Below are 23165 nucleotides of genomic sequence, written 5' to 3'. Positions count from 1 at the left end.
GGGCCGTCCCCTCAATCCTGCCGGTCCGATGTGTCCGATGGGTCCGATGTGTCCGATGTGGGAGACAACAGCCGTTCGGCCGCGGTGTAGGGATCGTGGCCGCCGTCGACCACCGACTCGGCGAGGCGGTCCAGGTCCGGCCTGGCGCGCAACAGGGTTTGCGCCAGCGACAGGATCTGCGCTCGGGCGCGGGCCAGCCGGCGGGCACGGCTGTCGGCGCGGTGATGGTCGTCGATCGCGGCCAGCAACTCCTCCAGGCCCTCCCCGCGGGCTGCGCTCAGGCTGACGATCGGGGCCTGGGTTTGGGCCCGTAGATCACGCGCGGTCTGCTCGGCGCCTTCCCGATCGGCCTTGTTGACCGCCACGATGTCGGCGACTTCCAGCAGGCCCGCCTTGGCCGCCTGCACCGCATCGCCGGCGCCGGGATGGAGGATGACGACGGTCGGGTCGGCGACGGCTGCGATCTCGATCTCCGACTGTCCCACGCCCACGGTTTCCAGCAGGATTACGCGGTAACGGATGGCTCCGAGCAGCCGGATGGCGGCGGGGACGGCGGCGGCCAGACCGCCGATGTGACCGCGGCTTGCCACCGATCGGATCAGCACATCGGGGTCGTTGATATGAGCGGTCATCCGGATGCGATCGCCGAGCAGCGCGCCGCCGCTGACGGGTGACGACGGGTCCACGGCCAAGACGGCCACCCGGCAGCCCCGCTTCCGGTAGGCGGCGACCAGGGCCGCGATCGTCGTCGACTTGCCCGCGCCCGGCGGCCCGGTGACGCCGATCACCCTGGCCGCGGTCGCCGATGACGGCCCGATGCCGGCCAGCACCTCCTCGCGTCCCGCCCCCTCGACGAGGCTGAGCAGCCGACCCGCCGCACGCTGAGATCCGTTGCGCGCATTGGCAATCAGATCGGCTAGGTCCATCTTGCGTAGTTTACGGAGCGGCGACCTCGATGACGGTCGCGGAACCCATGCCGCCGCCCGCGCACATCGCCGCGACCCCCACACCGCCGCCGCGCCGCCGCAATTCGTGCACCAACGTCACCAGCATCCGGGCACCGGTTGCCGCCACCGGATGGCCCAGGGAGCAGCCACTGCCGTTGACGTTGACCCGGTCCGGATCCAGGTCGAGCATGTTGACGGTGGCCACACACATCGACGCAAACGCCTCGTTGATTTCGAACAGGTCGACGTCCGAGATCGAAAGCTGTGCCCGGGCAAGGGCTTTCGGGATTGCCTCTACCGGCGCCAGGCCGGTGGCAGCGGGGTCGACGCCGACGGATGCCCAGGACGCGATCCTGCCCAGCGCGGGCAATCCCAGCCTGGCACCCAGCCGATCGCTGGCGATGGTCAGCACGGCGGCGCCGTCGTTGGCGCCGCAGGCGTTGCCCGCTGTGATCGAGAAGCCCTCGATCTCCGGATGCAGCGGCTGGAGCGCGGCCAGCTTTTCCATGCTCGTGTCGCGGCGGGGATGCTCGTCGACGCCGAAGAGGCCGTGCGGGGTCTCGATGGGAACGATTTCCTCCTTGAAGCGGCCCTCGTCGATAGCGGCGATCGCGTTGCGATGCGACCGCAGCGCCCACGCGTCCATCTCCTCGCGGCCGATGCCCGCCGTGACCGCGGCGTTCCAGCCGACGGTGATCGACATGTCCATGTTGGGCGCATCGGGCCGGTCCGGATGGGTCGGCGGGAACCAGTCGACCCACGCGCCGTCCACGTGGAGCCGTGACCGCGGCGACGTCGATGCCGAGTTCACGCCGCCGGCGATGATGAGTTGATCCATGCCGGCGCGCACACTTGCCGCCGCGCTCTGCACCGCCGCCTGACCGGCCGCGCAATGCCGGTTGTTGGCCAGTCCGGGCACCGACGCGAGCCCCGCGGTGATGGCTGCGTGCCGGGCGAGCACTCCGCCGCCGTAGAGGCCTTCGCCCAGGATCACGTCATCGACCTGCGACGGGTCCAGGTCCGCGGCGGCTTCGGAAACCACATGGTGGGCCAGGTCATAGGCGGTGGTGTCGCGCAGGGTTCCTTTCCGGGCGGTGCCGATGGGCGTGCGCAACGCGGACACAATGACAGCTTCAGGCACGGGTCTTCTCCGTCTGCATGGCGATGAGAACACCATTCTCTCATTCTGAGAGTTAGAGTTGCAAGATGCTGGCTCGCGAGCAGACGCGGAATCGCACAAATCGGGTCCGATTTGTGCGATTCCGCGTCTGCTCGCCAAACGGCTCAGTTCTTATCGGCCGTCAGCTTGGTGACGATCGACCGGAAGTCCTCGGTGGTAAACGATTGGTGCTCGGCCGACAGGGCGTAGTCCAGGCTGGCCAGCACGGCGCGCTCCAGGTGGATGTTGAGCACCCGCTTGGTGCTCTCCACCGCCTGCTGGGGCAGTTCCATGATTCGTTTTGCGCAGGCCACCGCTTCGGCGAGCGGGTCGGCGGCGACGTGATTGGCCAGGCCGAGTTCCACGGCCCGTTCGGCACGAATCTTCGTGCCGGCCAATGCGTACTCCTTGGCCAGCATCAGGCTGATGTGCAGCGGCCAGGTGAGCGGGCCGCCGTCGGCGGCCACCAACCCCACCTGCACATGCGGGTCGGCGAGAAAGGCGTCTTCGGCGATGTAGACAATGTCGCTCAGCGCGACCAGGCTGCAGCCAAGTCCCACGGCCGGGCCGTTGACGGCCGCCACCACGGGAACTCGGCAGCGGGCCATGCCGAGGACGATCTCGCGACCATGCGCGATGGTCTTGGCCCGCAGATCGCCGTCATGGGCCAACTCGGCGAGATACGAGTAATCTCCACCGGCCGAGAAGGCCTTGCCGCAGCCGGTCAGCACCGCGGCGCGGGCCGTGCGGTCATCGCTCAACCGTGGCCACAGCCGCGCGAGTCCGGTATGCAGATTGTCGTTGACCGCGTTGAGGGCATCCGGCCGGTTAAGGGTGATGATCCGCAGCGCCCCGTCGGCCCGGACGTCGATTTCGGTTGGCATGTCGTACATGTCAGACTCCCAATCCCAAGATCCGGGAAGCGATGATGTTCTTCTGTATCTGTGATGTCCCGCCCATCACGCTCTGCGCGCGGCTGTAGAGGTAGGCGCTGAGCAGGTCTGGATCGCGGGTCCCGCCGACCGCCAGTGCGGCGTGCCCGATGGACTGCTCGACCCAAGTCATGAGCAGCTTGTCGAGCGATCCTTGGGGCCCGTGCGACACTCCGTCGAGTTGTTCGGAGAGCCGCCGCTGGACATGATGGGTGAGCATTTCCGCCTGGACCGCGGCCCATGCAAGCTCTTCGGTGACCGGGCCATGAATCTTCGAGTTGCGCGCCAACAGGGTTCGCACGAGCTTGGTGTATCGGGCGGCATAGCCCAGCGTGGACGGTTCGCGCTCGTGGCCGACGACGGTCATGGCCACCGCCCAGCCGTCTCCGGGGGCGCCCACCATCTGCTCCGCCGGTACGGTTGCACCGTCGAAGAACACCTGGCCGAATTCGTTGGTGACCCCGTTCATCATGCGCAGCGGACGCTGTTGCACGCCAGGCTGTTTCATCGCGATGACGAACGCCGACAGGCCGCGGTGGCGCTCGGCCTGCGGGTCTGTGCGAGCCAGCAGCAGGCACCAGTCGGCGACGTCGGAGTAACTGGTCCAAATCTTGTGTCCGTGCACCACATAGGTGTCGCCCTCGCGGGTGGCGGTGGTGGTCAGCGACGCCAGATCCGAGCCCGCGCCGGGCTCGCTGAAACCCTGACACCAGCGTTCGGTGCCATCGATGATGCCGGGCAGGAACCGTTGCCGCAGCCCGTCGCTGCCATGCCTGCCGATGCCGAAAACCAAATAGCCCACGCTGGGGCGCGGCGGAGCGCCGGCGCGTGCCAGCTCCTCATCGACGATGCCGTCGTAAACCGGCGGCAGGTCCTGGCCGCCGTACTCGCGGGGCCATGACAAGCCGAAGAAGCCCCCCTCATACAGGGCCCGATGCCACTCGGCCTGACGGGCCCAATACTCGTCGCCGGAGCTGGGAAAGTCTCCTGCGCGCAACGAAAGCCAGGATCGCAGCCGCTGCCGGAAGGCGGCCTCGGTGGGCGAGTCACGAAAGTCCAAAGTCAATCTCCTCGAGGTTTGCCGGCCACAGCTCGGTCGATGTCAGCGCACGGCGCAGGTAGACGTGGACCAGACAGTCCCAGGTGTTTCCGATGCCGCCATGCACCTGCACGGCGGTCTCACAGACGGTTCGGGAGGCGCGCGCGCAGTACACCTTCGCGACCTGCGCTGCCCGCACGGCCTCGGCCGGCTCGAGTGCATCGACCGCCCATGCCGCATGCCGCAGCACGCTCACCGAACCTTCGATCAGCGCAAGGCTTTCCGCCAATAGATGGGCGACGGCTTGATAGGAACCGATGAGCTTTCCATGCTGCTCACGGATTTTCGCGTAGTCGCAGGCGATCGAATGAGCGCCTCGCGCAACACCGACCAGATCCGCCGAGGTGGCGGCCAGCGCGAGGGCCAGCCAGCGCCCGGCGACCTCGGCGGACACCCCGCCGACGGCCACCGGCGACCCGATGATGCCCGCTTGGGCCCTGGTCAAATCCGCGCCGCCGCGATCGGGGTCCAGGTCGGCCATCAGCACCGTGGTGCCCGACAACAGCAGAGCCCGTCGACATCCGCGCGCATCGATGGCACGGTCGCCGACCGCCATGGTCGTTCCCTGGGCCTCGGCACCGATGTGCCGGGCCAGATCGCCGGCCAGCACCGGCCCGAGGAACGGTGCGTCGACCAGCCTGCGCCCGAATTCCTCGGCGACGATGGCGACTTCGACGCCGGACGCTGCATCGGACCGCAGCGATCGCCAGCCTGTCAACTCAATGTGCTTGTCCAGGCGCGCAATTCGGCTCTCGTCGGCGAGATCGGCAACCGCCCCGGGCCCAAGGTTGTCGGCCAGCTTGGCCGCGGCGTCGCGCAGCTGCTGCTGCTCAGCTGTCAGACGTACATCCATGGCGCTCCTCGAGGACTCGGCGCAGCACCTTGCCGGTGGGCAGGCGAGTAATGTCGGCCACGAATACGACCCGGCTCAGGCCCTTGTAGGACGCCAGCTTCTCGCCCACCCGGGCGACGAGGACGACGGCCCCGACGGGAGCGTGCGTCGTGACCGCGGCAACGACCGCCTTCCCGTCGACCGCGTCGGGCACACCGAAGACCGCGCAATCTTTGACGGCCGGATGAGCCTGCAGCACCGACCGTGATGCGGTCGTATTCGACGTGGCAAAGCATCGCCTCGACGTCGAACCGGCGATGCAGCCGCATCCAGGCGCCCGCCCACAGCGCGGTAAGGATGTTGAGCAGGCCGAGGATGTGCGACGGCGGCGTGGCGACCTGGATACGGTCGCGGCCCGTCGGTTGCAGCGCGTCACGCCGCTGCCGGACGCCCGCGTGCAACGACGCACGGCTGTGGCGCACGGCCTTCGGCAGGCCGGTGGTGCCGGAACTGAACACCAGCAGCGCATCGCCCCGCGGCGGCTGCGGTGCACCGAACACGTACGCCGCCGGCTCGGTCACGTCCCGTTCCTCCCGGCGTCAATCCGCACTGTCTTGAGAAGATCCTATCGCCTGGTGAGAATAATATTCTCTATGCTGAAGAACGCAAGTACATAAGGGGTGGTCAAGGTGACGGTCACCCGCATCATCGAGGAGACCCCACGGGTGACAGATCCCGCACCAACCGGCGGCACGGTCACGATCCACCTCGACCGCAAGAAGGTGTCAGTGCCCCTGGTGCCCGGCGAGACGCTGCTTCAGAGCGCGCGGCGGGCCGGGCTGGACCCGCCCTTCAGTTGCGAGGCGGGAAACTGCGGCACGTGCATGGCCAGACTCACCGAGGGCCACGCGACCATGCGGGTCAACGACGCTCTCGAAGACGACGAGGTGGCCGAGGGCTACGTTCTGACGTGCCAAGGGGTACCCGATACCGATTCGATCACCGTGCGCTACGAGTAGCCACCAGAGAGGCCGTGACATGACAAAAGGGATCATCTATGTCGAGAGTCGACCCAGTTCTCCCGATCGCGACCGGGAGTACAACACCTGGTACGACGAAGTCCACATGCCCGAACTCGTGGCGCTCGACGGATTCGTTTCGGCGCGGCGCCTGAGGACAGTCGATGGAGACGGTCCATACGTCGCGCTCTACGAAATCGAAGGTGATGATCTGCAGGCGATTTTGGACAACATGGTCGCCAACGCCGGCCAGCTGCACATGTCCGACGCGCTGCAGTTCGATCCGCCGCCGGTGATGCGGTTACTCGAGGTGACGACCGAGTACACACCGGCGGGCTAGCACCCGCCAACCCATGCGCCGTCGCGACACCCCAGTCACATCTAGCACACCAGCCTCCCCAGGGAAGCGACCAGCAGTTTGCCCAGCTCATAGCGACAACCCAGGTGCCGCACGGCACCAACCCGCATTGTCGCTAGGAGATGGGCGCACCGCGCATCCCCCGGCGGACAGACCTGTGCGACAGAAGTGACCAGGCGACACGGCTTCTCAGACGCCGTCGGTCCCCAGCCCCGGCGGCGGCCGATACTCGGGCTGGTAACCGGAAACATGGATCGGGTTGCCGACGAGGCGGAAATCACCTGCCGCCACAACCACTTCCGGGGTCGCCTTGAGCGCCTCGGAGAGCGTGCGGACGGCCGCTGCCGGAACCCCTAGCGGGCGCAGTCGCAGCTCCCAGCCCGCGGCGGTGTCGGTCGCCAGCGCCGCGGTCACGACGGCCAGGACCTCGTCGCGCCGGACCAACCGCTCGGCCATCGTCGCGAAACCGTCGATGCGCGCCTCAGCGGCGAAGGATCGCCAGAACCCGTCGTGCGTGATGAACAGTGCAAGATACCCATCGGCCGTCGGGAACAGCTGCGCCGGAACGTAATACGAGTGCGCACCGTACGGTCGACGATGCGGCTCGACGGCGTCGTTGAGGTAGGCGGCGGCGTGGTAGTTCAGCTGCGACAGCATGACGTCGCGCAGCGACACGTCAACCTGCCCGCCCTCCCCCGAGACGATCTTGGCGAGTAGTCCGAGCGCCGCGCACATTCCGGTGGAGTTGTCGGCCGAGGAATAGCCGGGCAGCGTCGGTGGGCCGTCCGGCTCACCCGTCAGTGCTGCGATACCGGTTGTCGCCTGAATCACGTAGTCGAAGGCCGGATCATCGCCGCCGTGCAGCCCGAAACCGGTGATCGCCACGCAGACGATCCGCTCGTTGTGCCGCCGCAGCGCCTCATACGTAAGGCGCAGCCTGTGGATGGCCGACGGCTTCAGGTTGACCAGCAGCGCATGCGACCGCGCCACGAGCTCGGCCAAGCGGCGCTGTCCCGCATCGGAATTCAGGTCGAGGCAGATGCTCAACTTGTTGCGGTTGAGGCTGGCGAAGTAGCTATCCCCGACCCCGCGGGAGATCTCGCCGCCCAGCGGCTCGATCTTGACGACCTGGGCGCCGAGATCGGCCAGCAGCATGGTGGCATATGGCCCGGCCAGCATGGTGCCGACCTCGAGAATCCGAAGTCCCGCCAGCGGACCTCGACCAGTCACCGCAACTCCGTTGCGAGGGCCGCGATTACGTCGCGCGTCCGGCGCTTGGAGGCCACCCGCTCCTCGCGGTTGTCGCCGATCGGCAGGAGCCGCACCGACAGATCGGTCACGCCGGCGTCGGCGAATCGGCGAAGCCGTTCCAGGATCGCGTCCTCGTCGCCGGCCGCGCAGATGTCGCCGACGTCCTTCGCGTCCCCGTACCCGAGCAGTCGCTGATAGTTCGGCGACACCTCGGCCTCCCCCAGTATCCGGTTGGCCCGCTCGCGCGCGACGTCGACTTCGGCTGTGCCGCATAGGCAGACGGGTACACCGGCGACGATGCGCGGAGCTGGGCGCCCGGCATTGTCGGCGGCCTTGGTGATCCGCGGGACCACGTGCTCGGCGATGGCGCGTTCGTCGGCCATCCACAGCACGGTGCCGTCGGCGCGCTCGCCGGCCAGTGTCAGCATCACCGGCCCGAGCGCGGCGACCAACACGGGTAAAGGTGCCACCGGGGCCAAGTCCAGAGGGTTGTGCACCCGGAAGGTGTCGTTTTCGACGTCGACCGGGCCGGGGTTGGCGAACGCGGCGTGCAGCACTTCGAGGTAGTCGCGGGTGTAGGCCGCGGGCCGCTCGTAGGGAATCCCGAGCATGTCGTCCACGATCCAGTGGTGCGACGGGCCGACGCCCAGCACCAGCCGTCCGCCGGTCGCGGCATGCACCGATAAGGCTTGACGGGCCAACGCAATTGGGTGCTGCGCCTGCAATGGGACGACGGCCGTGCCCAGTTCGATGCGACTGGTGTGCGCACTCATCAGCGCAACCGCCACCAGCGCGTCGAAGTCGTTGGGGATCTGCGGGATCCAGGCAGTGTCCAGGCCGGTGGTTTCGGCCCAGTCGATGTCGGCCAGCATCCGGATCACCTTGCGCGCGGAATCGCCGCGCTCGGGTCCGACCATCACTCCGATGCGCACTCTTCCTCCACAGCAGGTGCGGGTTTGCCGGTCAGCGCGCGGATGTCACGCACCAGCGCGTCGAGCGGTGTTCCGGTGGGAAACACCGCCGCGGCGCCGGCGGAAAGCAGCTTGGGCACATCCGCATGCGGAATCGTGCCACCGACGACGACGGCGATATCGGCGGCGTCGGCAGCGCGCAGCGCCTCGATGGTACGTGCGGTGAGCGCCAGGTGCGCACCGGACAGGATGCTGAGGCCGACAACGGCGACGTCTTCCTGGACGGCGATCGAGGCGATGTCTTCGACCCGCTGCCGGATCCCGGTGTAGATGACCTCGAAGCCGGCGTCACGCAGCGTGCGGGCGACGATCTTGGCGCCGCGGTCATGACCGTCGAGTCCGGGCTTGGCAATCAGGATCCGGACGGCCATCTAGAACACCACCGGCTGCTGGAATTCCCCCCATACCGCCTTGAGCGCGGAGACCATCTCGCCGACCGTGCAGTAGGCGTTGGCGCAGTCGATCAGCATGTGCATGAGATTGTCGGATCCCTCCGCGCCGCGCGCCAACGCGGCGAGGGTAGATCGCACTGCGGCACTGTCTCTTTCGGCTCTGACCTTCGAGAGCCGCTTCAGCTGGAGATCGCGCCCCTCGGCGTCGAGTTCGTACGTGACGATGTCCGGCTCCGGCTCCTCGGAGACGAACCGGTTGACCCCGACCACCGTCCGGGTGCCGGCCTCGATGTCCTGATGCATCCGAAAGGCTTCGTCGGCGATCAGGCCCTGCAGATAGCCGTCCTCGATCGCGCTGACCATGCCGCCGTGCCGCTCGAGGTCGTCCATGATCTCGATGATGCGGGCCTCGGTGGCCTCGGTAAGGGCCTCGACGAAGTACGACCCGCCGAGCGGATCGGCGACCTTGGCCACACCGGTTTCGTAGGCGAGGATCTGCTGGGTGCGCAGCGCCAACGTGGTGGACTCCTCGGTGGGCAGCGCGAACGGCTCGTCCCAGGCCGCGGTGAACATCGACTGCACGCCGCCCAATACCGCCGCCATGGCCTCGTATGCCACCCGCACCACGTTGTTGCGCGCCTGCGGCGCATACAGTGACGCGCCGCCGCACACGCAACCGAAACGGAACATCGATGCCCGGTCCGTCTTGGCACCGTAGCGTTCCCGCACCAGGGTCGCCCACCGCCGGCGTCCCGCACGGTATTTGGCGATCTCTTCGAAAAAGTCGCCGTGGGTGTAGAAGAAGAACGAGATCTGGGGCGCGAACTCGTCGATCGTCATGCGGCCTCGCTGGATCACGGTGTCGCAATAGGTGACGCCGTCGGCAAGCGTGAACGCCATTTCCTGCACGGCGGTGGCCCCGGCGTCGCGGAAGTGCGCGCCGGCCACTGAGATCGCGTTGAATCGTGGGACCTCGGCAGCACAGAACTCGATGGTGTCGGCGATCAACCGCAGCGACGGCTCCGGAGGCCAGATCCAGGTACCGCGCGAGGCGTACTCCTTGAGGATGTCGTTCTGAATGGTCCCGGTGAGCCTTGCCCGCGGTATCCCTTTTCGCTCGGCGGCCGCGACGTAGAGGGCCAGCAGGATCGCCGCGGTGCCGTTGATCGTCATGCTCGTGCTGATCTTGTCCAGCGGGATGCCGTCGAACAGGATCTCGGCGTCGGCCAGGCTGTCCACCGCAACGCCGACGCGGCCGACCTCCTCACCGAACTCGGGATCGTCGGAGTCATAACCGCACTGGGTCGGCAGGTCAAGCGCCACCGAGAGCCCCGTCCCGCCTTGTTCCAAGAGGTAGCGGTAGCGGCGATTGGATTCCTCGGCGGTACCGAAGCCGGAGTACTGGCGGAAGGTCCACAGCTTCCCTCGATACCCGGACGCGAAGTTGCCCCGGGTGAAGGGAAACTCGCCCGGCGGCGGAGGCTCCGCGCCTCGGTCCGGGGGGCCGTATACCGGGGCAAGCGGAATTCCGGACGGTGTCTGAGAGCCATTATCCATCGGTGAATAACGTACTTGCAAAAAAAGAGAATGCCAATACCGCACGTCCCGTCCTACGCTGAGCAGACGCAAAAGCCCCCATTTCGTCCCGAAATGGGGGACTTTTGCGACTGCTCGCGCTCAGGCGACGACTAGACGGAGGTCGACATGGCGGTTTCCAGGCCATCGGCGGCGGACATCGACGCCGCGGCCGCGCACTTCGGGTTCCACCTCGACATCGAGGCCCAGCAGAGATACCGGGCCGCCGTCGAGCACACCCTGAGGTCCTACGACGTGGTCGACGAGCTGTACGACGAGGTCGCGCGCCCGCAGGCGCCCGAACGTGGCTACCGATTCCCGCAACCGGGCGAGAACCCCCTCGGCGCCTGGTATGTCACCGCCGAGATCGCCTCCGGCGCCGACGGGCCGCTAGCGCGCAGGGCGGTAGCCATCAAGGACAACATCGCCGTCGCCGGGATTCCGATGATGAACGGGTCGCGAGCGGTGCAGGGTTTCGTCCCAAGCCGCGACGCGACCGTCGTCGAGCGCCTGCTCGCGGCCGGGGCGATCGTTGCGGGCAAGAGCGTCTGCGAGGACATGTGTTGCTCGGGTTCCAGCTTCACCTCGGCCACCGGGCCGGTGCGCAACCCGTGGGACCCCACACGCGAAGCGGGCGGGTCGTCCAGCGGCAGTGCGGCGCTCGTCGCCGCCGGTGAGGTCGAGCTGGCCCTCGGCGGCGACCAGGGCGGATCAGTCCGGATCCCGGCGGCGCTGTGCGGCATCGTCGGGCACAAGCCGACCCATGGCCTGGTGCCCTACACCGGCGCGTTCCCGATCGAGCGAACGATCGATCACCTCGGTCCCATGACACGCACGGTTGCCGACGCGGCGCTGATGCTCACGGTGCTCGCCGGACCGGACGGCCGAGATCCACGTCAGCGTGGCGATGTGCCCGTTATCGACTACCGGGCCGGGCTCACCGGCGAGGTCGCCGGCCTGCGGGTAGGCCTGCTCGCGGAGGGCTTCGGCCAGTCGGGCTCGCGTCCGGAGGTCGATGAGCTGGTGCGGTCGGCGGCACAGCGCTTCACCGAGATCGGCTGTACGGTCGGCGAGATCAGCGTGCCCTGGCACCGGAACGCGATTCATGTCTTCACGGTCATCTTTACCGACGGTGCCAGCTATCAAATGCTCGACGGCAACGGTTACGGGCTCGGTGTGGACGGACTCTACGACCCAGAGCTGATGGCGCACTTCGCACGTCAGCGACTCGCCCAGGCCGATCAGTTCGCCAGCACCATCCGGGCAACGGCGCTGTGCGGCCACTACGGCCTGAGAACGCTTTGCGGCGCATCCTATGCCAAGGCGCGTAATTTGCTGCCGTATCTGCGCGCCGCCTACGACGATGCGCTCGATCGATACGACGTGCTGGTGATGCCCACCGTCCCCGGCACGGCCGACACACTCCCGACGGGCAGCCCCCAAGATGTCACGCTGCTCGCCAATGCGCGCGGCAAGGCCGTCAACACCGCACCGCTGGACATCACCGGCCATCCCGCGATCTCGGTGCCTGCCGGCCTCGTCGACGGACTGCCCGCCGGAATGATGATCGTGGGCAAGCGATTCGACGACGCCACCGTGCTCAAGGTCGCCGATGCCTTCGAATCCCTCTGCGGGGGTTTCCCTACCATATGATGGCGCGGTCATAGCGCGAGCAGCCGCAAAAGCACCCCAAAAGGCTCATTTTGGGGTGCTCCTGACCTATCCGTGGGTTGATGGGTTGGAAGTTTCTTCTTGCTCCCTTCCGCGATAGTTGCTCGTTGGCGCTGCCTGCGTGGGAGGTGTCCATGTGGAGCCCCCCGAGCGCAGCGAGGCGGAACGACATGGACACCGACGCGCGGGTGGCGCAGAATCGGCGACGCTGCGGAAGGGGCCCGCCAGGGGTGCCCTGGTGGGGTGTTAGCCGCGGCCGGGCAGTGTGGGGCGGTGGCCGCCGAGGGCGAGCATGGCCAGCGCGATCAGTGCGGCGGGGTTGTGAAACCCGAACGCGACGCGGGTCAGGACCCGGATTTTGGTGTTGGTGGATTCGATCAGTCCCTGGGACAGGCCGTGGTCGAGGGCGGCGTCGATGGCCTGGCGGTGGCGCACGATGCGGCCGGCCAGCTCGACGAATACCGGGATGCGGCAGCGCCGCGCCCAGGAGATCCACCGGTCCAGGGCCTGTTTGCCTTCCTCGCCCTTGACCGAAAACACGTGCCGTAGGCCCTCTTTGAGCAGATAGGCACGGTATAGCCGGGGATCGGTCTTGGCGATCCAGGCCAGTTTGGCGGTTTGACGTTCGCTGAGGTCTTCGGGGTTTTTCCACAGCGCATAGCGGGCACCCTTGAGCCGCCGTGCCCGCTCATGACCCGGCCGCGGCGCGGTGTTCTTGGCGGGCCGGCCACGGCCCCATTTGGCCTCGGTACGCGCCAGCGTCCGCGCGTCATTCCAGGCCCGGCGCCGCTCGGCGTCCAGGGCCTCGGTGGCCCAGGCCACCACGTGAAACGGATCGGCGCAACGGATCGCGGCCGGGCAACGCTCGGCGACGACGTCGGCGATCCAGTCCGCCGCATCGGCGGACACATGGGTGATCTGCGCGGCCCGGTCGGCACCCAGCGCGTCGAAGAAGCGCCGCAGGGTGGCGGTGTCGCGTCCGGGCGCGGCCCAGATCAGGTGGCCGCTGTCGTGGTCGACCACCACCGTCAAATACTTGTGGTGGCGTTTGTAGGCAATCTCGTCAATGCCGATACGACGCAGATTGGCGAACCGATCGACGGTCTTTTCGGTGTCGGCCCACACCCGGGCCACGACTGCCCCCACGGTGCGCCAGGCGATTCGCATCAGTTCGCACACCGCGGTTTTCGAGCAGGCCACCGCCAGCCAGGCCACCGTGTCATCAAAGGCAAACGTGTGTCCAGCATGGTGACGCGCCCACGGCACCATCACCACGGTCGGCCCATGGGCGGGGCAATTCACCCGCGGCGCCTCGGCCTCAAAACACCCGGATCGTGCCCAAGTCCAAGCCCGCCACCGCCGCGGTCCCTCACCCCGGTCATACCAGGGCGCCTTGCGTTGACAGCGGCCACAGCGGCCCGACATACCGCTGCGCGAGCGCACCCGCGCCACCACCAACTCCGCGCCATCGCCGTCTTCAGCGAACTCGATGTCCTCGATTACCGTGCGGCGGTCGACACCAAGCAGCGCACGCCATAGCCTCACATTGCGCACGTCGTTGCTGGCTCCTTTGGTTTCGGACCCTTCACAAGCCAGAAACCTTAAGCCACAACGGCGTGCGCCCCTACTTCGCTGCTATCCACCCACGGAACTGTCAGAAGAGCCCATTTTGGGGTGCTTTTGCGGCTGCTCGCGACCGGGAGCCTATGCCCGGCAAAGGATTTCGCCGTGGGGGATCGCGAGCCAACCGTCCGGGGCCGCGGTCCAGTCCCGCCACGCCTTCGACATCTCCTCGAGCTCTGCGGTGGTGGCCAGACCTGAATCCAGCAGCTGGTGAGCCAGATCCGACTGAAGAATGCGGTCGGCCCACATTCCGCCCCACCACTGCCGGTCCGCGGCCGTCGCGAAGCACCAGAGACTGCCGGTGGGCGTGATGTCGTCGAATCCCGCCCGTTGGGCCCACGACAGCAGCCTTCGGCCCGCATCCGGTTCGCCGCCGTTGGCACGAGCCGCGCGTTCATAGAGATCCCGCCAACGGTCCAGCGCCCCAAGGCGGGGGTACCAGATGAACCCCGCGTAGTCGGCGTCACGAGCCGCTACTAATCCGCCCCGCGTACAGACCCGCCGCATCTCGCGCAGGGCCCGCACCGGATCGGCGACGTGCTGCAGCACCTGGTGCGCGTGCACGACATCGAACGCGTCGTCGGGAAAGTCGAGCGCGTGCACGTCGGAGGTCACGAACGAGACGTTTGCCAGACTGCGCAGCCGGACCTCCGCGCGAGCCAGGTCCAAGGCGTCGTCGGTGGGTTCGACGGCCGTCACCGGTCCGGGCGCGACCCGGGCGGCGAGGCCGGCGGTGATCGTTCCGGGGCCGCAACCAATGTCCAGGACGGACAACCCCGGCTGCAGGTGGGGCAGCAGGTAGCCCGCGGAGTTCTCCACGGTGCGTTGCCGGTGACCGCGCAGCACCGACTCGTGATGTCCGTGCGTGTAGATGGCTGGACGGTTGTCGCTCACTGTGCGGCCCCTTGCTCTGCGCGTGCTCCGCTGGCAGCCTACAACGCCGGATCACATTATGAAATGCATGTCTCAATATATGAGACAGCTAGTCGACCGGCACATTCAGAATCGGACGGCCGACGCCGGCGCCGGGACCATCGAAGTGCCACCACTCACCCGGGTACACCGTCAACCCGCCGTAGTTCATGGCGTCTCGCAGAACCCTGCGGTTCGCCTGAGCCTGCGCACTGACGCCCTGGGTCGCGAATGCCGTTGCCCGCGGGGTGAAGTCGTCGAAATCCGTTCCCATGTCGGCAAGGCACAGCCCGCTGGCCTGCCGCTCGGACGGGCACTGCTCTTGCACGCCGGTGAATGTCACGTCAACCGAACGCCCCGCCTCATGGCTGGTCGCATACGGACCCGGGCGTGCCACCCAGGCCGGGTTGGGGACCGCGTTGAACATCCTGACTTGAACGTCGTGCGGCCGGTAGCAGTCCCAGAACACCAGCACGTGCCCCTGCGGCCGTAACGCCGCCGCGGCCGCGGCGAGGCCTGCCGCCAGGTCTTGGTGTACCAGGCATCGGGCGGTGGAGGGATACAGCTGCGTGTGGGTGAAGTTGTTGGTCGTCGCGTAGCGCAGGTCGATCACCGCGTCGGCAACCACACTGCGAACATCGACGAACCCGGCCGCACGGGCGGCGTCGCCGACTGGCGGGACGTCGGGGCTGGTCGCAACGGTGGTGCCGACGGGGTGGATACGCGGCGGTGTGACGGTCGCGGATTCGGACGACGAGCCAACTTTGCAGGCGCCGGACGCCGTGACGAGCGCGACGACGACCACGAGCGGAAGGAGACGCCGCATGCGACGCATCCGAACATTGTCGCCCGTCACCGAGCCCCGGTCCCATACCACCCGTTGCACATGCCCGCGGACTCAGGGCGGTTCACCGAACCACCCGAGTCCGCCCGCAACACGGCCGATCGCCCCCAGCGCGGGATCAGGCCCGCTCGCCGATATCGCCGTCGACGTAGCGCTGCAGGTTGGGCGCCACCGCCGCAATCACCTCATCGTCGGACATCGACGCGATTGGCTCCACTTTCCAGATGTAGCGCAGCAGCGCGAAGCCGATCAGCTGGCTGGCGATCAAGCTGCTGCGGCGCAGCCGGTCGTCCTCATCGGTGCCCAGGGTGGATTCCCCTATCAGGCCGTGCTCCACGATCAGTCCTAGCTTCTCGCGGGTCTTGGTTTCGTGGGCGGCGGTCAGTACCACTGCCCGCAGGATCGGACCGACTTCCCCGTCCGACCAGCTGTCCAGCACGTTGCGGATCAGCTGCCTACCCAACTCGGCCTTGGGCGTCGCCCACGTCTTGACGACCGAATCGAGCCATTTCTGTGGCGGCGCGGTAGCGGCGTCAAGCAGCCCCTCCTTGGAGCCGAAGTAGTGGTAGATCAGCGCCGGGTCGACATCCGCGGCGCGAGCGACGGCACGGATCGCGGTGCCGGCCCAGCCGTGTTCGGCGAAGGCGTCGCGGGCCACGGCCAGGATGCGCGCCGCCAACACGCCACGTTCGTCGCGTGGGCCTGGGGGGATGGAGCGTTTCGCCACAGTCCCACCATACCCGTGAAATTTCATCTTGCGTTGAGACTAGTTTCAACTTAGCGTGAAACTATGCCTGGAACCACTCGACCGCTCAACGGTCCGCAGACCACCGGACGGGAATACCGAAACCTCAGCGAGCCCCGCTACGCGTCCCGCAGCGACATCAACGTGACGGTCACCATGCGCGACGGCACCCCGTTGTTGGCCGACATTCACCGGCCCGACTCCGACGGCCGCTTCCCCGCGCTGGTGGCCGCCTCGCCCTACCCGCGCCAGATGCAGGACCTCGGCGCGCCGGCCGGGTTCATCGAGGCCGGGGCGACCGAGTTCTGGGTAGCCCGCGGCTACGTCCACGTCATCGCCAACCTGCGCGGCACGTGCGGGTCCGGCGGCACGTATGGCTTTTTCGATGCCCAAGAACGCCGAGACATGTACGACCTCGTCGAGTGGGTCGCGGCCCAACCTTGGTGCGACGGAAGCGTCGGCATGATCGGCATCAGCTACTTCGCGATGACCCAACTCGAGGCGGCGGTCGAGCGACCGCCACATCTCAAGGCGATCTTCCCGCTCGCCGTGTCGGCTGACGGGTACGAGGCCGCCAACCACCATGGCCTGTTGAGTTCGTCGTTCGTGACGCCGTTCCTGGCGATGATGGGCCTGACCTCCGAGCGCAGCGACAAGCTGTGGCGCAGCAAGGCCGTCGGCCTGGCCCGCCGCGTGCTGAACACACCACGGCTGCACAAGAAATTCGCGACCATGAACGGGGAGTCGGCGGTCACCATGCTGCGCCAACTGATGAGGCTGCCGCACAACCCCCACCCGTGGGACGAGTTGTGGCTGGAAGCCGTGGTCAATCATCCGACCCGCGACCAGTGGTGGGACGAGCGAAACCTGTTGCCACTGCTGAAGGAAATCGACATTCCGGTCTACCTCGGGTGCGACTGGGAGAATGTGCCGCTGCACCTAACGTCGACGTTCGCTACCTGGAAAGGCCTGTCGGACAACGCATGCGTGCGGATGGGTATGCTCGGCAAGTTCGGCCTGACCTGGCCCTGGGAGAGCATGCACACCGAGGCGCTGGCCTGGTACGACCATTGGCTCAAGGGCCGCGACACCGGGATCACCGACGGGCCACCGATCCGGTACTTCCTACCCGGCGCCGACGAATGGCGCACCGCCGACTCGTGGCCGCCGTCCAGCGCTCCGCATCGCGAACTCGCCTTGCGCGCCGACGGCGGGTTGAGCGAGGACGAAGGCGAGCCGGGGAGCCGCGAATTCATGGTGCTGGGAGCCGGTCTGGGCCGAGTCAAGCCCAGCGCGATCGATCCGCCGTCGGCCCTGACCTGGACCAGCGCACCGCTGAGCGAGGACACCGACATGATCGGCGACATCGAGCTGCGGCTGGTCGCATCGGCGACGGCGATCGACACCGCCTGGATGGCAACGTTGCAAGACGTTGCGCCCGATGGGGAGACCACCGATGTGACGGCGGGCTGGTTGCGGGCCAGCCTGCGTGAGGTCGACGAGGCCGCCAGCCGGCCTGGCGCACCGGTGCTGCCCTGCCGGAATGCGCAGGGGGTACCGATCGGCGAGGATGTCGTCTACCGAATCCCGTTGGTTCCCAACGCTCGACGGTTCGGCCGCGGCCACCGCATTCAGTTGGTGCTCACCAGTGACGACCAGCATCCGTCGGCGCCGGCGATCATGAACTTCCGGCATGCCAGCGTCGGAGCCAGCAGCCTGAATACGGTTCGCTCGTCGTCCCGGCTGCTGATCCCGGTACTCTCCCAATAATTTGCCCCGACAGGACTACTTGACGCGATCCGTGGCGGTCTGAAGGACGGTGTGTGCGATCCGGTCTGCGGGCTCAAGACCCACCACGCCGACGGACATCAGCACCGAGGATTTCTCGCGATACACGTGGCTCCAGCCCCTGGCACTGATCCTCAGGGTGGAGGAGTCCGGCTTTTCCAGGGTGAAATCGTAGTTGGCGTCGCCCAACGCGGCACACGCTTGTAACGACGACTCCAGCTGATGGAAGACACCGCGCGCTGTACTCGAGTTCGGGTACACCGCAACGGCCTGACTGACTGTCTGGATCATTGCGGGCCCCCCCGGTTTTAGGTCGTCGGTTATGCCGTGGTAGCCGGCGCTACGAAACTCCGACCATGCGCTTCCGAACGTCACATCGCTGTATCCCACTGCGCGGCATGGACCCGGAGCGTTCGCGTCACTGTGCGGCGGCTCGCGCAAGTCCGCGTGGGTATGTGAGGTGAGTTCCTCATAGTTGGCGATGCGCCGCACCTCTTCCACGCTGATGATCAACGAATCGGCGCGGGACGCGGCCGCGGCGCTCGGCTTGGCCGATGGGCCCTGATGCGAGCACCCCGTGATCGCGACCATCGCACAGCAGGCGACGACGGCCGACCTGCCCGCGCCGGAAAACGAGGCGCGGATCACCCCTGGCCGCTTTGGCCTTCTCGCGCTGGGTTTCGCGTCGTTGCGGGTCGAGCCTCTGGGCCTCATCGTCGATAGCCGTTCTCTGCGGACCGCCGCCCCCGGTCGGTCATGCCGGCGTGTTCGTCATAGGCGGGTTCCCGCTCGATCGACGCCGTTGTCAATATTTTACGGGCTTCCGCGGTCCTACGATGCGCCGACACGCGATGCGCCGACACGACCCGGGCTCGGCCACGTGAACCTACGACGCAACCACAGGGCCACGTAGACGAGGCCGAGCAGCACGGGCACCTCGATGAGCGGGCCCACAACTCCGGCTAGGGCTTGGCCGGAGGTGGCCCCAAACACGCCGATGGCGACGGCGATAGCCAGCTCGAAGTCGTTGCTGGCCGCGGAGAACGCCAGCGCCGCCGTGCGGGCGTAGGACAGGTTTAGCCACCGGCCGACGGCGAACCCACCGATCCACATGAGGGCGAAGTAGATCAGCAGCGGCAGGGCAATGCGGGCCACGTTCACCGGCTGGGAGGTGATCGTTTTGCCTTGCAGCGCAAAGAGAATGACGACGGTGAACAACAGCCCATACAAGGCAATCGGCGCAATGCGGGGCAGCAGCGCGCTCTCATACCATTGTTGGCCTCGGGCACGTTCACCGAGGGTTCGTGTGAGGTATCCAGCGACCAGCGGGATCCCCAGGAACACGACAACGGTGACGGCGATCGCAGCGAAGGACACCTGCAGGCTCTGCGTCGGCAGGTCGAGCCAGGCGGGCAGAACGTTGAGATAGAAGACGCCGAGCCCGGCGTAGGCCAGCACCTGGAACACGGCGTTCAGCGCAACGAGCACGGCGGCCATCTCGCGGTCGCCGCAGGCCAAATCGGTCCAGATCAGCACCATCGCGATGCATCGGGCCAGACCCACCAGAATCACGCCGGTGCGGTAGGCGGGCAGGTCTGCCAACAGCAGCCAGGCAAGGCCGAACATGACTGCCGGTCCGACGATCCAGTTCAAAATCAACGACACGGTGATCATGCGGCGGTCGGCGGTGATCTGCCCGATCTCCCGATACCGGACCTTGGCCAGCACCGGGTACATCATCAACAACAGGCCGATGGCAATCGGCAGGCAAGTGCCGTGGAGGGACACGGCATTGAGCCACTGTGCCAATCCCGGGATGAGGCGACCCAGCAGCAGCCCGGCGGCCATCGCCAGTGCAATCCACAACGGCAGGAATCGATCGACCGTCGACAATCGGGCCACGACGTGGCTGTCATCCGACCGCGGAGTTCGGGTGGCGCTGGGGGTGTGGCTCATTCGGTTCAATCCCGTTCTTCGGTTGGGGTGGGCGGCATCGGTTTCATGACCGGACCGATGGACTAAGGGTTTCGGTTCCCAAAAGCTGCGAGAGTTGTTGCAACACAGTCGGATTAACCCGGTAATACACCCATGAGGCACGGCGTTGGCTGTCGAGCAGACCAGCGGTGCGCAGCACTTTTAGGTGATGGGAGATGGTCGGCTGGGTCAGCTCAATCCCCGCTGACAACTCACAAACGCAGGCTTCACCACCCTCGTGGCTGGCCACCACGCTCAGCAGGCGCAACCGCACCGGGTCCGACAGCGCTTTCAGGGTGCCCGCCAATTGGGTGGCCGCTTCGGCCGAGAGTGGCTCACGCACCAGCGGGACCACGGCGCACCCCTGTTCCGCGCGCCGCCATGACTTTGACATCCTTCGATATTGACGAATATCGAATCAGTAATCAAGTCAGCAACGCGAGACCACGCGAAACCCCGGGAGCGGAGGGCGGGATCACACCGATCCCGCCCGCCCCGCGGTGATGGCGGTCAGCAGCAAGAGGGGCTGGCCGCCGTCGCCCTATCGCCCGCGGCCGGCGATCCGCCACAGCACACGGGCCCTTCCTCGCGATCGAGGCTCCGAGGGCTTGATCCGAACGTCTCCGAGTCGGCCAGCACCGTGTAGACCTCCCACTTCTCTCCGGCCGGCCCGGTCACCCAAACCTTGTCCTGGGTGGCGAAGCAACAGGTCGTTCCGAGCTCCTCGTCGGTGAACAAACCCTCGCCCTGCAACCGGGCGATCTCCTCGTGCACCCGCTCGCTCGACTGAACCTCCACCCCCAGGTGGTTGAGCGTGCCGCCCTGTCCGGGGTTCTCCAACAAGACCAGCTTGAGCGGCGGCTCAGCGACGGCGAAGTTGGCGTAGCCGGGCTTGCGTTTTGCCGGCTCGGTGTTGAACAGCTTGGAGTAGAACGTCACGGCATCGTCGAGGTTGTCGACGTTGAGGGCGAGTTGGACGCGAGACATGAGAGCGCACCTCCATACGTGTGAGACATATATCGAACTACTGGACGCACCCATCATGCCACCTTTTTGATATATGTCAAATCATCCTGGCCTCTGGACGGTCCTGGCCCCGCGCGGCTGCAGGTCAAATGGCCGGATCGCCGAATATTGGCCCGCACCTTGCTTTTCCCGCGGTAGCTCAGTAGAAATTGACTTAATCATGATTGAGCTATCCCGGGATGCGGTACGGCGGGCACAGGTCCACGGCGCCCTGGCCGACCCGGGCCGGCTGGTGATCGTCGACCGGCTGATGCTCGCGGACGCCTCGCCCTCGGAGCTTCAAAACGCGTTGTCGATGTCGTCGAGCCTGATCGCGCACCATCTGAGGGTGCTCGAGGGCGCGGGCATCGTGCGTCGAGTCCGTTCGGAAGGAGATCGTCGTCGCAACTATTTGCAGTTGATCCCCGAGTCGCTGGACTTGCTGGTACCCGCCGCGGCGACGCGTGCCGACCGAGTGGTGTTTGTGTGCACCCAGAATTCGGCGCGCAGCCAGTTAGCCGTCGCGGTGTGGAATCGGCGCAGCTCGGTGCCGGCAACCTCGGCCGGGACTCATCCCGCCGCCGAGGTGCATCCCGAAGCGGTGGCCGCGGCGGCTCGGCGCAAGCTGCCGATGCGACCTCGCGCCCCGCGCCACCTCGATGACGTCGTTGCGCCTACCGACCTCGTCATCGCGGTCTGCGACAACGCCCATGAAGAACTTCCGGCCGACGGTCGGCGCCTGCATTGGTCGATCCCCGACCCTGTGCGCGCCGGCCGAGCCGACGCCTTCGAGCGGGTCCTCGATCAGCTCACCGTTCGCATCGATCACTTGGCGCCCAGCCTGCGTCCCAACTAACACGGAGCACGCCATGCGCAGCACATCGCACCCGACGCCCGCCGGCAACCACCGCCACATTTCAACGGGCCAATCCTTGAGGGCCGTGGGCTTGCTGGCGGTCACCGTGCTGATGCTTTCGGCGTGCGCGCGCGAGCACTCCACTCCGCCATACGCCACCTCGGCGAAAGTGGACTGCGCAGGTAAGCAGGCGTTGAAGGCCAGCGGCTCCACCGCGCAGGCCAACGCGATGACCCGGTTCGTCAAAGCCTACGAAAAAGCCTGCCCTGGGCACACTCTCAGTTACACCTCGAACGGCTCTGGTGCGGGGGTGGGCGAATTCCTAGCAGGCCTAACGGATTTCGGTGGCTCAGATTCGCCGCTATCCGGAGACGAGTACGCCAGGGCCCGGCGGCGGTGCGGCTCGGAGGCCTGGAACCTGCCAGTTGTGTTCGGCCCCTTGGCGATCACTTACAACCTCAACAGCGTTGACTTCCTGGTGCTCGACGCCCCGACACTGGCCAAGATCTTCAACGGCACCATCACCCGGTGGGATGACCCGGCGATCAAGGCGCTCAACGCGTCGATGCCGCCCGAACCCATCCATGTGGTGTACCGCAGCGACGGGTCGGGCACCACCGATAACCTCCAGCGCTACCTCGACGCCGCCTCCCATGGCGCCTGGGGCAAGGGAACCGGCAAGCAATTCAACGGCGGGGTCGGCGAAGGCGCAGCAGGCAACGAGGGCACGTCGGCGAAAGTCAAGAACACCGAGGGCGCCATCACCTACAACGAATGGTCGTTCGCGCAACAGCACCGGCTCTTCGCCGCCAAAATCGTGACCTCGGCAGGGCCGGCCGCGGTGGCTATCAACGCCGACACGGTCGGCAAAACAATCGCCGGGGCGACCGTCGCGGGCCATGGCAACGACTTGGTGTTGGACACCTCGTCGTTCTACGAGCCCACCCAGCCCGGCGCCTACCCCATCGTGCTGGCAACCTACGAATTGGTGTGTTCGAAATACCCGGACCCGCAAACCGGCGCGGCGGTACGAGCGTTCCTGCAGTCCACCGTCGGCCCAGGACAGGTCGACCTCGAAGACTTCGGGTACTTCCCGTTGCCCGAACAGTTCCAGTCGAAAGTGGCCACCGCCGTCAACGTCGTCAGCTGAGACGTCACACCGATTGCCGAACCCGCGCCGCGCCGCGGCGCCCACACCCGAGGAGCCATAGC

Annotated in this window: 23 protein-coding genes and 1 pseudogene; 6 read left to right on the top strand and 18 right to left on the bottom strand. The window is 66.9% G+C overall.

The window, feature by feature from the left end; translation table 11 throughout:
- Positions 1–11: 11 nt before the first annotated feature.
- From meaB to G6N24_RS01000, 6 genes and pseudogenes are all read right to left on the bottom strand, one after another.
- Positions 12–926 (bottom strand): methylmalonyl Co-A mutase-associated GTPase MeaB, encoded by a 915-nt coding sequence (gene meaB, locus G6N24_RS01025; protein WP_085159301.1) that lies wholly within the window; start codon positions 924–926, stop codon positions 12–14.
- Between the two features lie 10 nt (positions 927–936).
- Positions 937–2088 carry a thiolase family protein gene (locus G6N24_RS01020; protein ID WP_085159303.1) on the bottom strand — a complete coding sequence of 384 codons (1152 nt, stop codon included), beginning with the start codon at positions 2086–2088 and terminating at the stop codon, positions 937–939.
- 143 nt (positions 2089–2231) lie between these two features.
- Positions 2232–2999 (bottom strand): enoyl-CoA hydratase/isomerase family protein, encoded by a 768-nt coding sequence (locus G6N24_RS01015; protein WP_085159305.1) that lies wholly within the window; start codon positions 2997–2999, stop codon positions 2232–2234.
- A gap of 1 nt (position 3000) precedes the next feature.
- On the bottom strand, positions 3001–4098 hold the full coding sequence (locus G6N24_RS01010) for an acyl-CoA dehydrogenase family protein (protein WP_085159307.1): 1098 nt from the start codon (positions 4096–4098) through the stop codon (positions 3001–3003).
- On the bottom strand, positions 4085–4990 hold the full coding sequence (locus G6N24_RS01005) for an acyl-CoA dehydrogenase family protein (RefSeq protein ID WP_085159309.1): 906 nt from the start codon (positions 4988–4990) through the stop codon (positions 4085–4087). Before G6N24_RS01005 ends, G6N24_RS01010 begins: the two co-directional genes overlap by 14 nt.
- A pseudogene (locus tag G6N24_RS01000) lies at positions 4968–5541 on the bottom strand (AMP-binding enzyme); the annotation flags it as partial. The pseudogene G6N24_RS01000 and the gene G6N24_RS01005, both read right to left, overlap by 23 nt.
- A gap of 117 nt (positions 5542–5658) precedes the next feature.
- Here G6N24_RS01000 and G6N24_RS00995 point away from each other — a divergent pair.
- Together G6N24_RS00995 and G6N24_RS00990 are read left to right on the top strand one after the other, a co-directional pair.
- Complete coding sequence (locus G6N24_RS00995; RefSeq protein WP_085159332.1) at positions 5659–5988, top strand: 2Fe-2S iron-sulfur cluster-binding protein; 330 nt, start codon at positions 5659–5661, stop codon at positions 5986–5988.
- Positions 5989–6007: 19 nt separating this feature from the next.
- A complete protein-coding gene (locus tag G6N24_RS00990; RefSeq protein WP_085159311.1) occupies positions 6008–6328 on the top strand; it encodes a DUF4286 family protein in 321 nt (106 codons plus the stop codon).
- A gap of 207 nt (positions 6329–6535) precedes the next feature.
- Here G6N24_RS00990 and G6N24_RS00985 read toward each other — a convergent pair whose 3' ends face one another.
- Genes G6N24_RS00985 through G6N24_RS00970 form a run of 4 tightly spaced genes read right to left on the bottom strand, consistent with a single transcriptional unit; the run spans position 6536 to position 10517 of the window.
- Positions 6536–7525 (bottom strand): CaiB/BaiF CoA transferase family protein, encoded by a 990-nt coding sequence (locus G6N24_RS00985; protein WP_232070850.1) that lies wholly within the window; start codon positions 7523–7525, stop codon positions 6536–6538.
- Positions 7526–7572: 47 nt separating this feature from the next.
- Positions 7573–8529 (bottom strand): LLM class F420-dependent oxidoreductase, encoded by a 957-nt coding sequence (locus tag G6N24_RS00980; RefSeq protein WP_085159316.1) that lies wholly within the window; start codon positions 8527–8529, stop codon positions 7573–7575.
- Positions 8514–8939: a cobalamin-dependent protein gene (locus tag G6N24_RS00975; RefSeq protein WP_085159318.1), complete on the bottom strand. Its 426-nt coding sequence runs from the start codon at positions 8937–8939 to the stop codon at positions 8514–8516. The genes G6N24_RS00980 and G6N24_RS00975 overlap by 16 nt, the downstream gene beginning before the upstream one ends.
- Positions 8940–10517: a methylmalonyl-CoA mutase family protein gene (locus tag G6N24_RS00970; RefSeq protein WP_085159320.1), complete on the bottom strand. Its 1578-nt coding sequence runs from the start codon at positions 10515–10517 to the stop codon at positions 8940–8942.
- Between the two features lie 147 nt (positions 10518–10664).
- On the opposite strand from G6N24_RS00970, the gene G6N24_RS00965 reads away from it, so the two are divergent.
- Positions 10665–12188, top strand: coding sequence for an amidase (locus tag G6N24_RS00965; protein WP_085159322.1), 1524 nt, complete (start codon positions 10665–10667; stop codon positions 12186–12188).
- 264 nt (positions 12189–12452) lie between these two features.
- On the opposite strand, the gene G6N24_RS00960 is transcribed toward G6N24_RS00965, so the two are convergent.
- The 4 genes from G6N24_RS00960 to G6N24_RS00945 all read right to left on the bottom strand — a co-directional run bounded on the left by G6N24_RS00960 (position 12453) and on the right by G6N24_RS00945 (position 16312).
- Complete coding sequence (locus tag G6N24_RS00960) at positions 12453–13760, bottom strand: ISL3 family transposase (RefSeq protein WP_163745381.1); 1308 nt, start codon at positions 13758–13760, stop codon at positions 12453–12455.
- Positions 13761–13910: 150 nt separating this feature from the next.
- Entirely contained in the window at positions 13911–14723 is an 813-nt protein-coding gene (locus tag G6N24_RS00955) for a methyltransferase domain-containing protein (protein WP_085161390.1), read from the bottom strand.
- Positions 14724–14811: 88 nt separating this feature from the next.
- Entirely contained in the window at positions 14812–15576 is a 765-nt protein-coding gene (locus G6N24_RS00950; protein WP_085161411.1) for a M15 family metallopeptidase, read from the bottom strand.
- Positions 15577–15703: 127 nt separating this feature from the next.
- Positions 15704–16312: a TetR/AcrR family transcriptional regulator gene (locus tag G6N24_RS00945; RefSeq protein WP_232070660.1), complete on the bottom strand. Its 609-nt coding sequence runs from the start codon at positions 16310–16312 to the stop codon at positions 15704–15706.
- A 63-nt stretch (positions 16313–16375) separates the two neighbouring features.
- On the opposite strand from G6N24_RS00945, the gene G6N24_RS00940 reads away from it, so the two are divergent.
- Complete coding sequence (locus G6N24_RS00940; RefSeq protein WP_085161396.1) at positions 16376–18100, top strand: CocE/NonD family hydrolase; 1725 nt, start codon at positions 16376–16378, stop codon at positions 18098–18100.
- Positions 18101–18115: 15 nt separating this feature from the next.
- Here the strand turns inward: G6N24_RS00940 and G6N24_RS00935 are convergent, their stop codons facing one another.
- The 4 genes from G6N24_RS00935 to G6N24_RS00920 form a co-directional block, all read right to left on the bottom strand.
- Positions 18116–18709, bottom strand: coding sequence for a sensor domain-containing protein (locus G6N24_RS00935; protein WP_232070849.1), 594 nt, complete (start codon positions 18707–18709; stop codon positions 18116–18118).
- Between the two features lie 240 nt (positions 18710–18949).
- Entirely contained in the window at positions 18950–20074 is a 1125-nt protein-coding gene (gene arsB / locus G6N24_RS00930; protein ID WP_085161400.1) for an ACR3 family arsenite efflux transporter, read from the bottom strand.
- Between the two features lie 43 nt (positions 20075–20117).
- Positions 20118–20486, bottom strand: coding sequence for an ArsR/SmtB family transcription factor (locus G6N24_RS00925; RefSeq protein ID WP_085161402.1), 369 nt, complete (start codon positions 20484–20486; stop codon positions 20118–20120).
- Positions 20487–20602: 116 nt separating this feature from the next.
- Positions 20603–21079 carry an ArsI/CadI family heavy metal resistance metalloenzyme gene (locus G6N24_RS00920; protein ID WP_085161404.1) on the bottom strand — a complete coding sequence of 159 codons (477 nt, stop codon included), beginning with the start codon at positions 21077–21079 and terminating at the stop codon, positions 20603–20605.
- A gap of 199 nt (positions 21080–21278) precedes the next feature.
- Between G6N24_RS00920 and G6N24_RS00915 the strand changes: the two genes are divergently transcribed.
- Together G6N24_RS00915 and pstS are read left to right on the top strand one after the other, a co-directional pair.
- A complete protein-coding gene (locus G6N24_RS00915) occupies positions 21279–21953 on the top strand; it encodes an arsenate reductase/protein-tyrosine-phosphatase family protein (RefSeq protein WP_179963456.1) in 675 nt (224 codons plus the stop codon).
- Between the two features lie 112 nt (positions 21954–22065).
- Positions 22066–23103 carry a phosphate ABC transporter substrate-binding protein PstS gene (pstS, locus tag G6N24_RS00910; protein ID WP_232070848.1) on the top strand — a complete coding sequence of 346 codons (1038 nt, stop codon included), beginning with the start codon at positions 22066–22068 and terminating at the stop codon, positions 23101–23103.
- Positions 23104–23165: the final 62 nt, after the last annotated feature.

It is taken from the genome of Mycobacterium lacus (assembly GCF_010731535.1).
GTDB classification, from domain to species: Bacteria; Actinomycetota; Actinomycetes; order Mycobacteriales; family Mycobacteriaceae; genus Mycobacterium; species Mycobacterium lacus.
The sequence above is the reverse complement of the archived record's forward strand: the minus strand, read 5'-3'. Positions and strand labels throughout refer to the sequence as shown.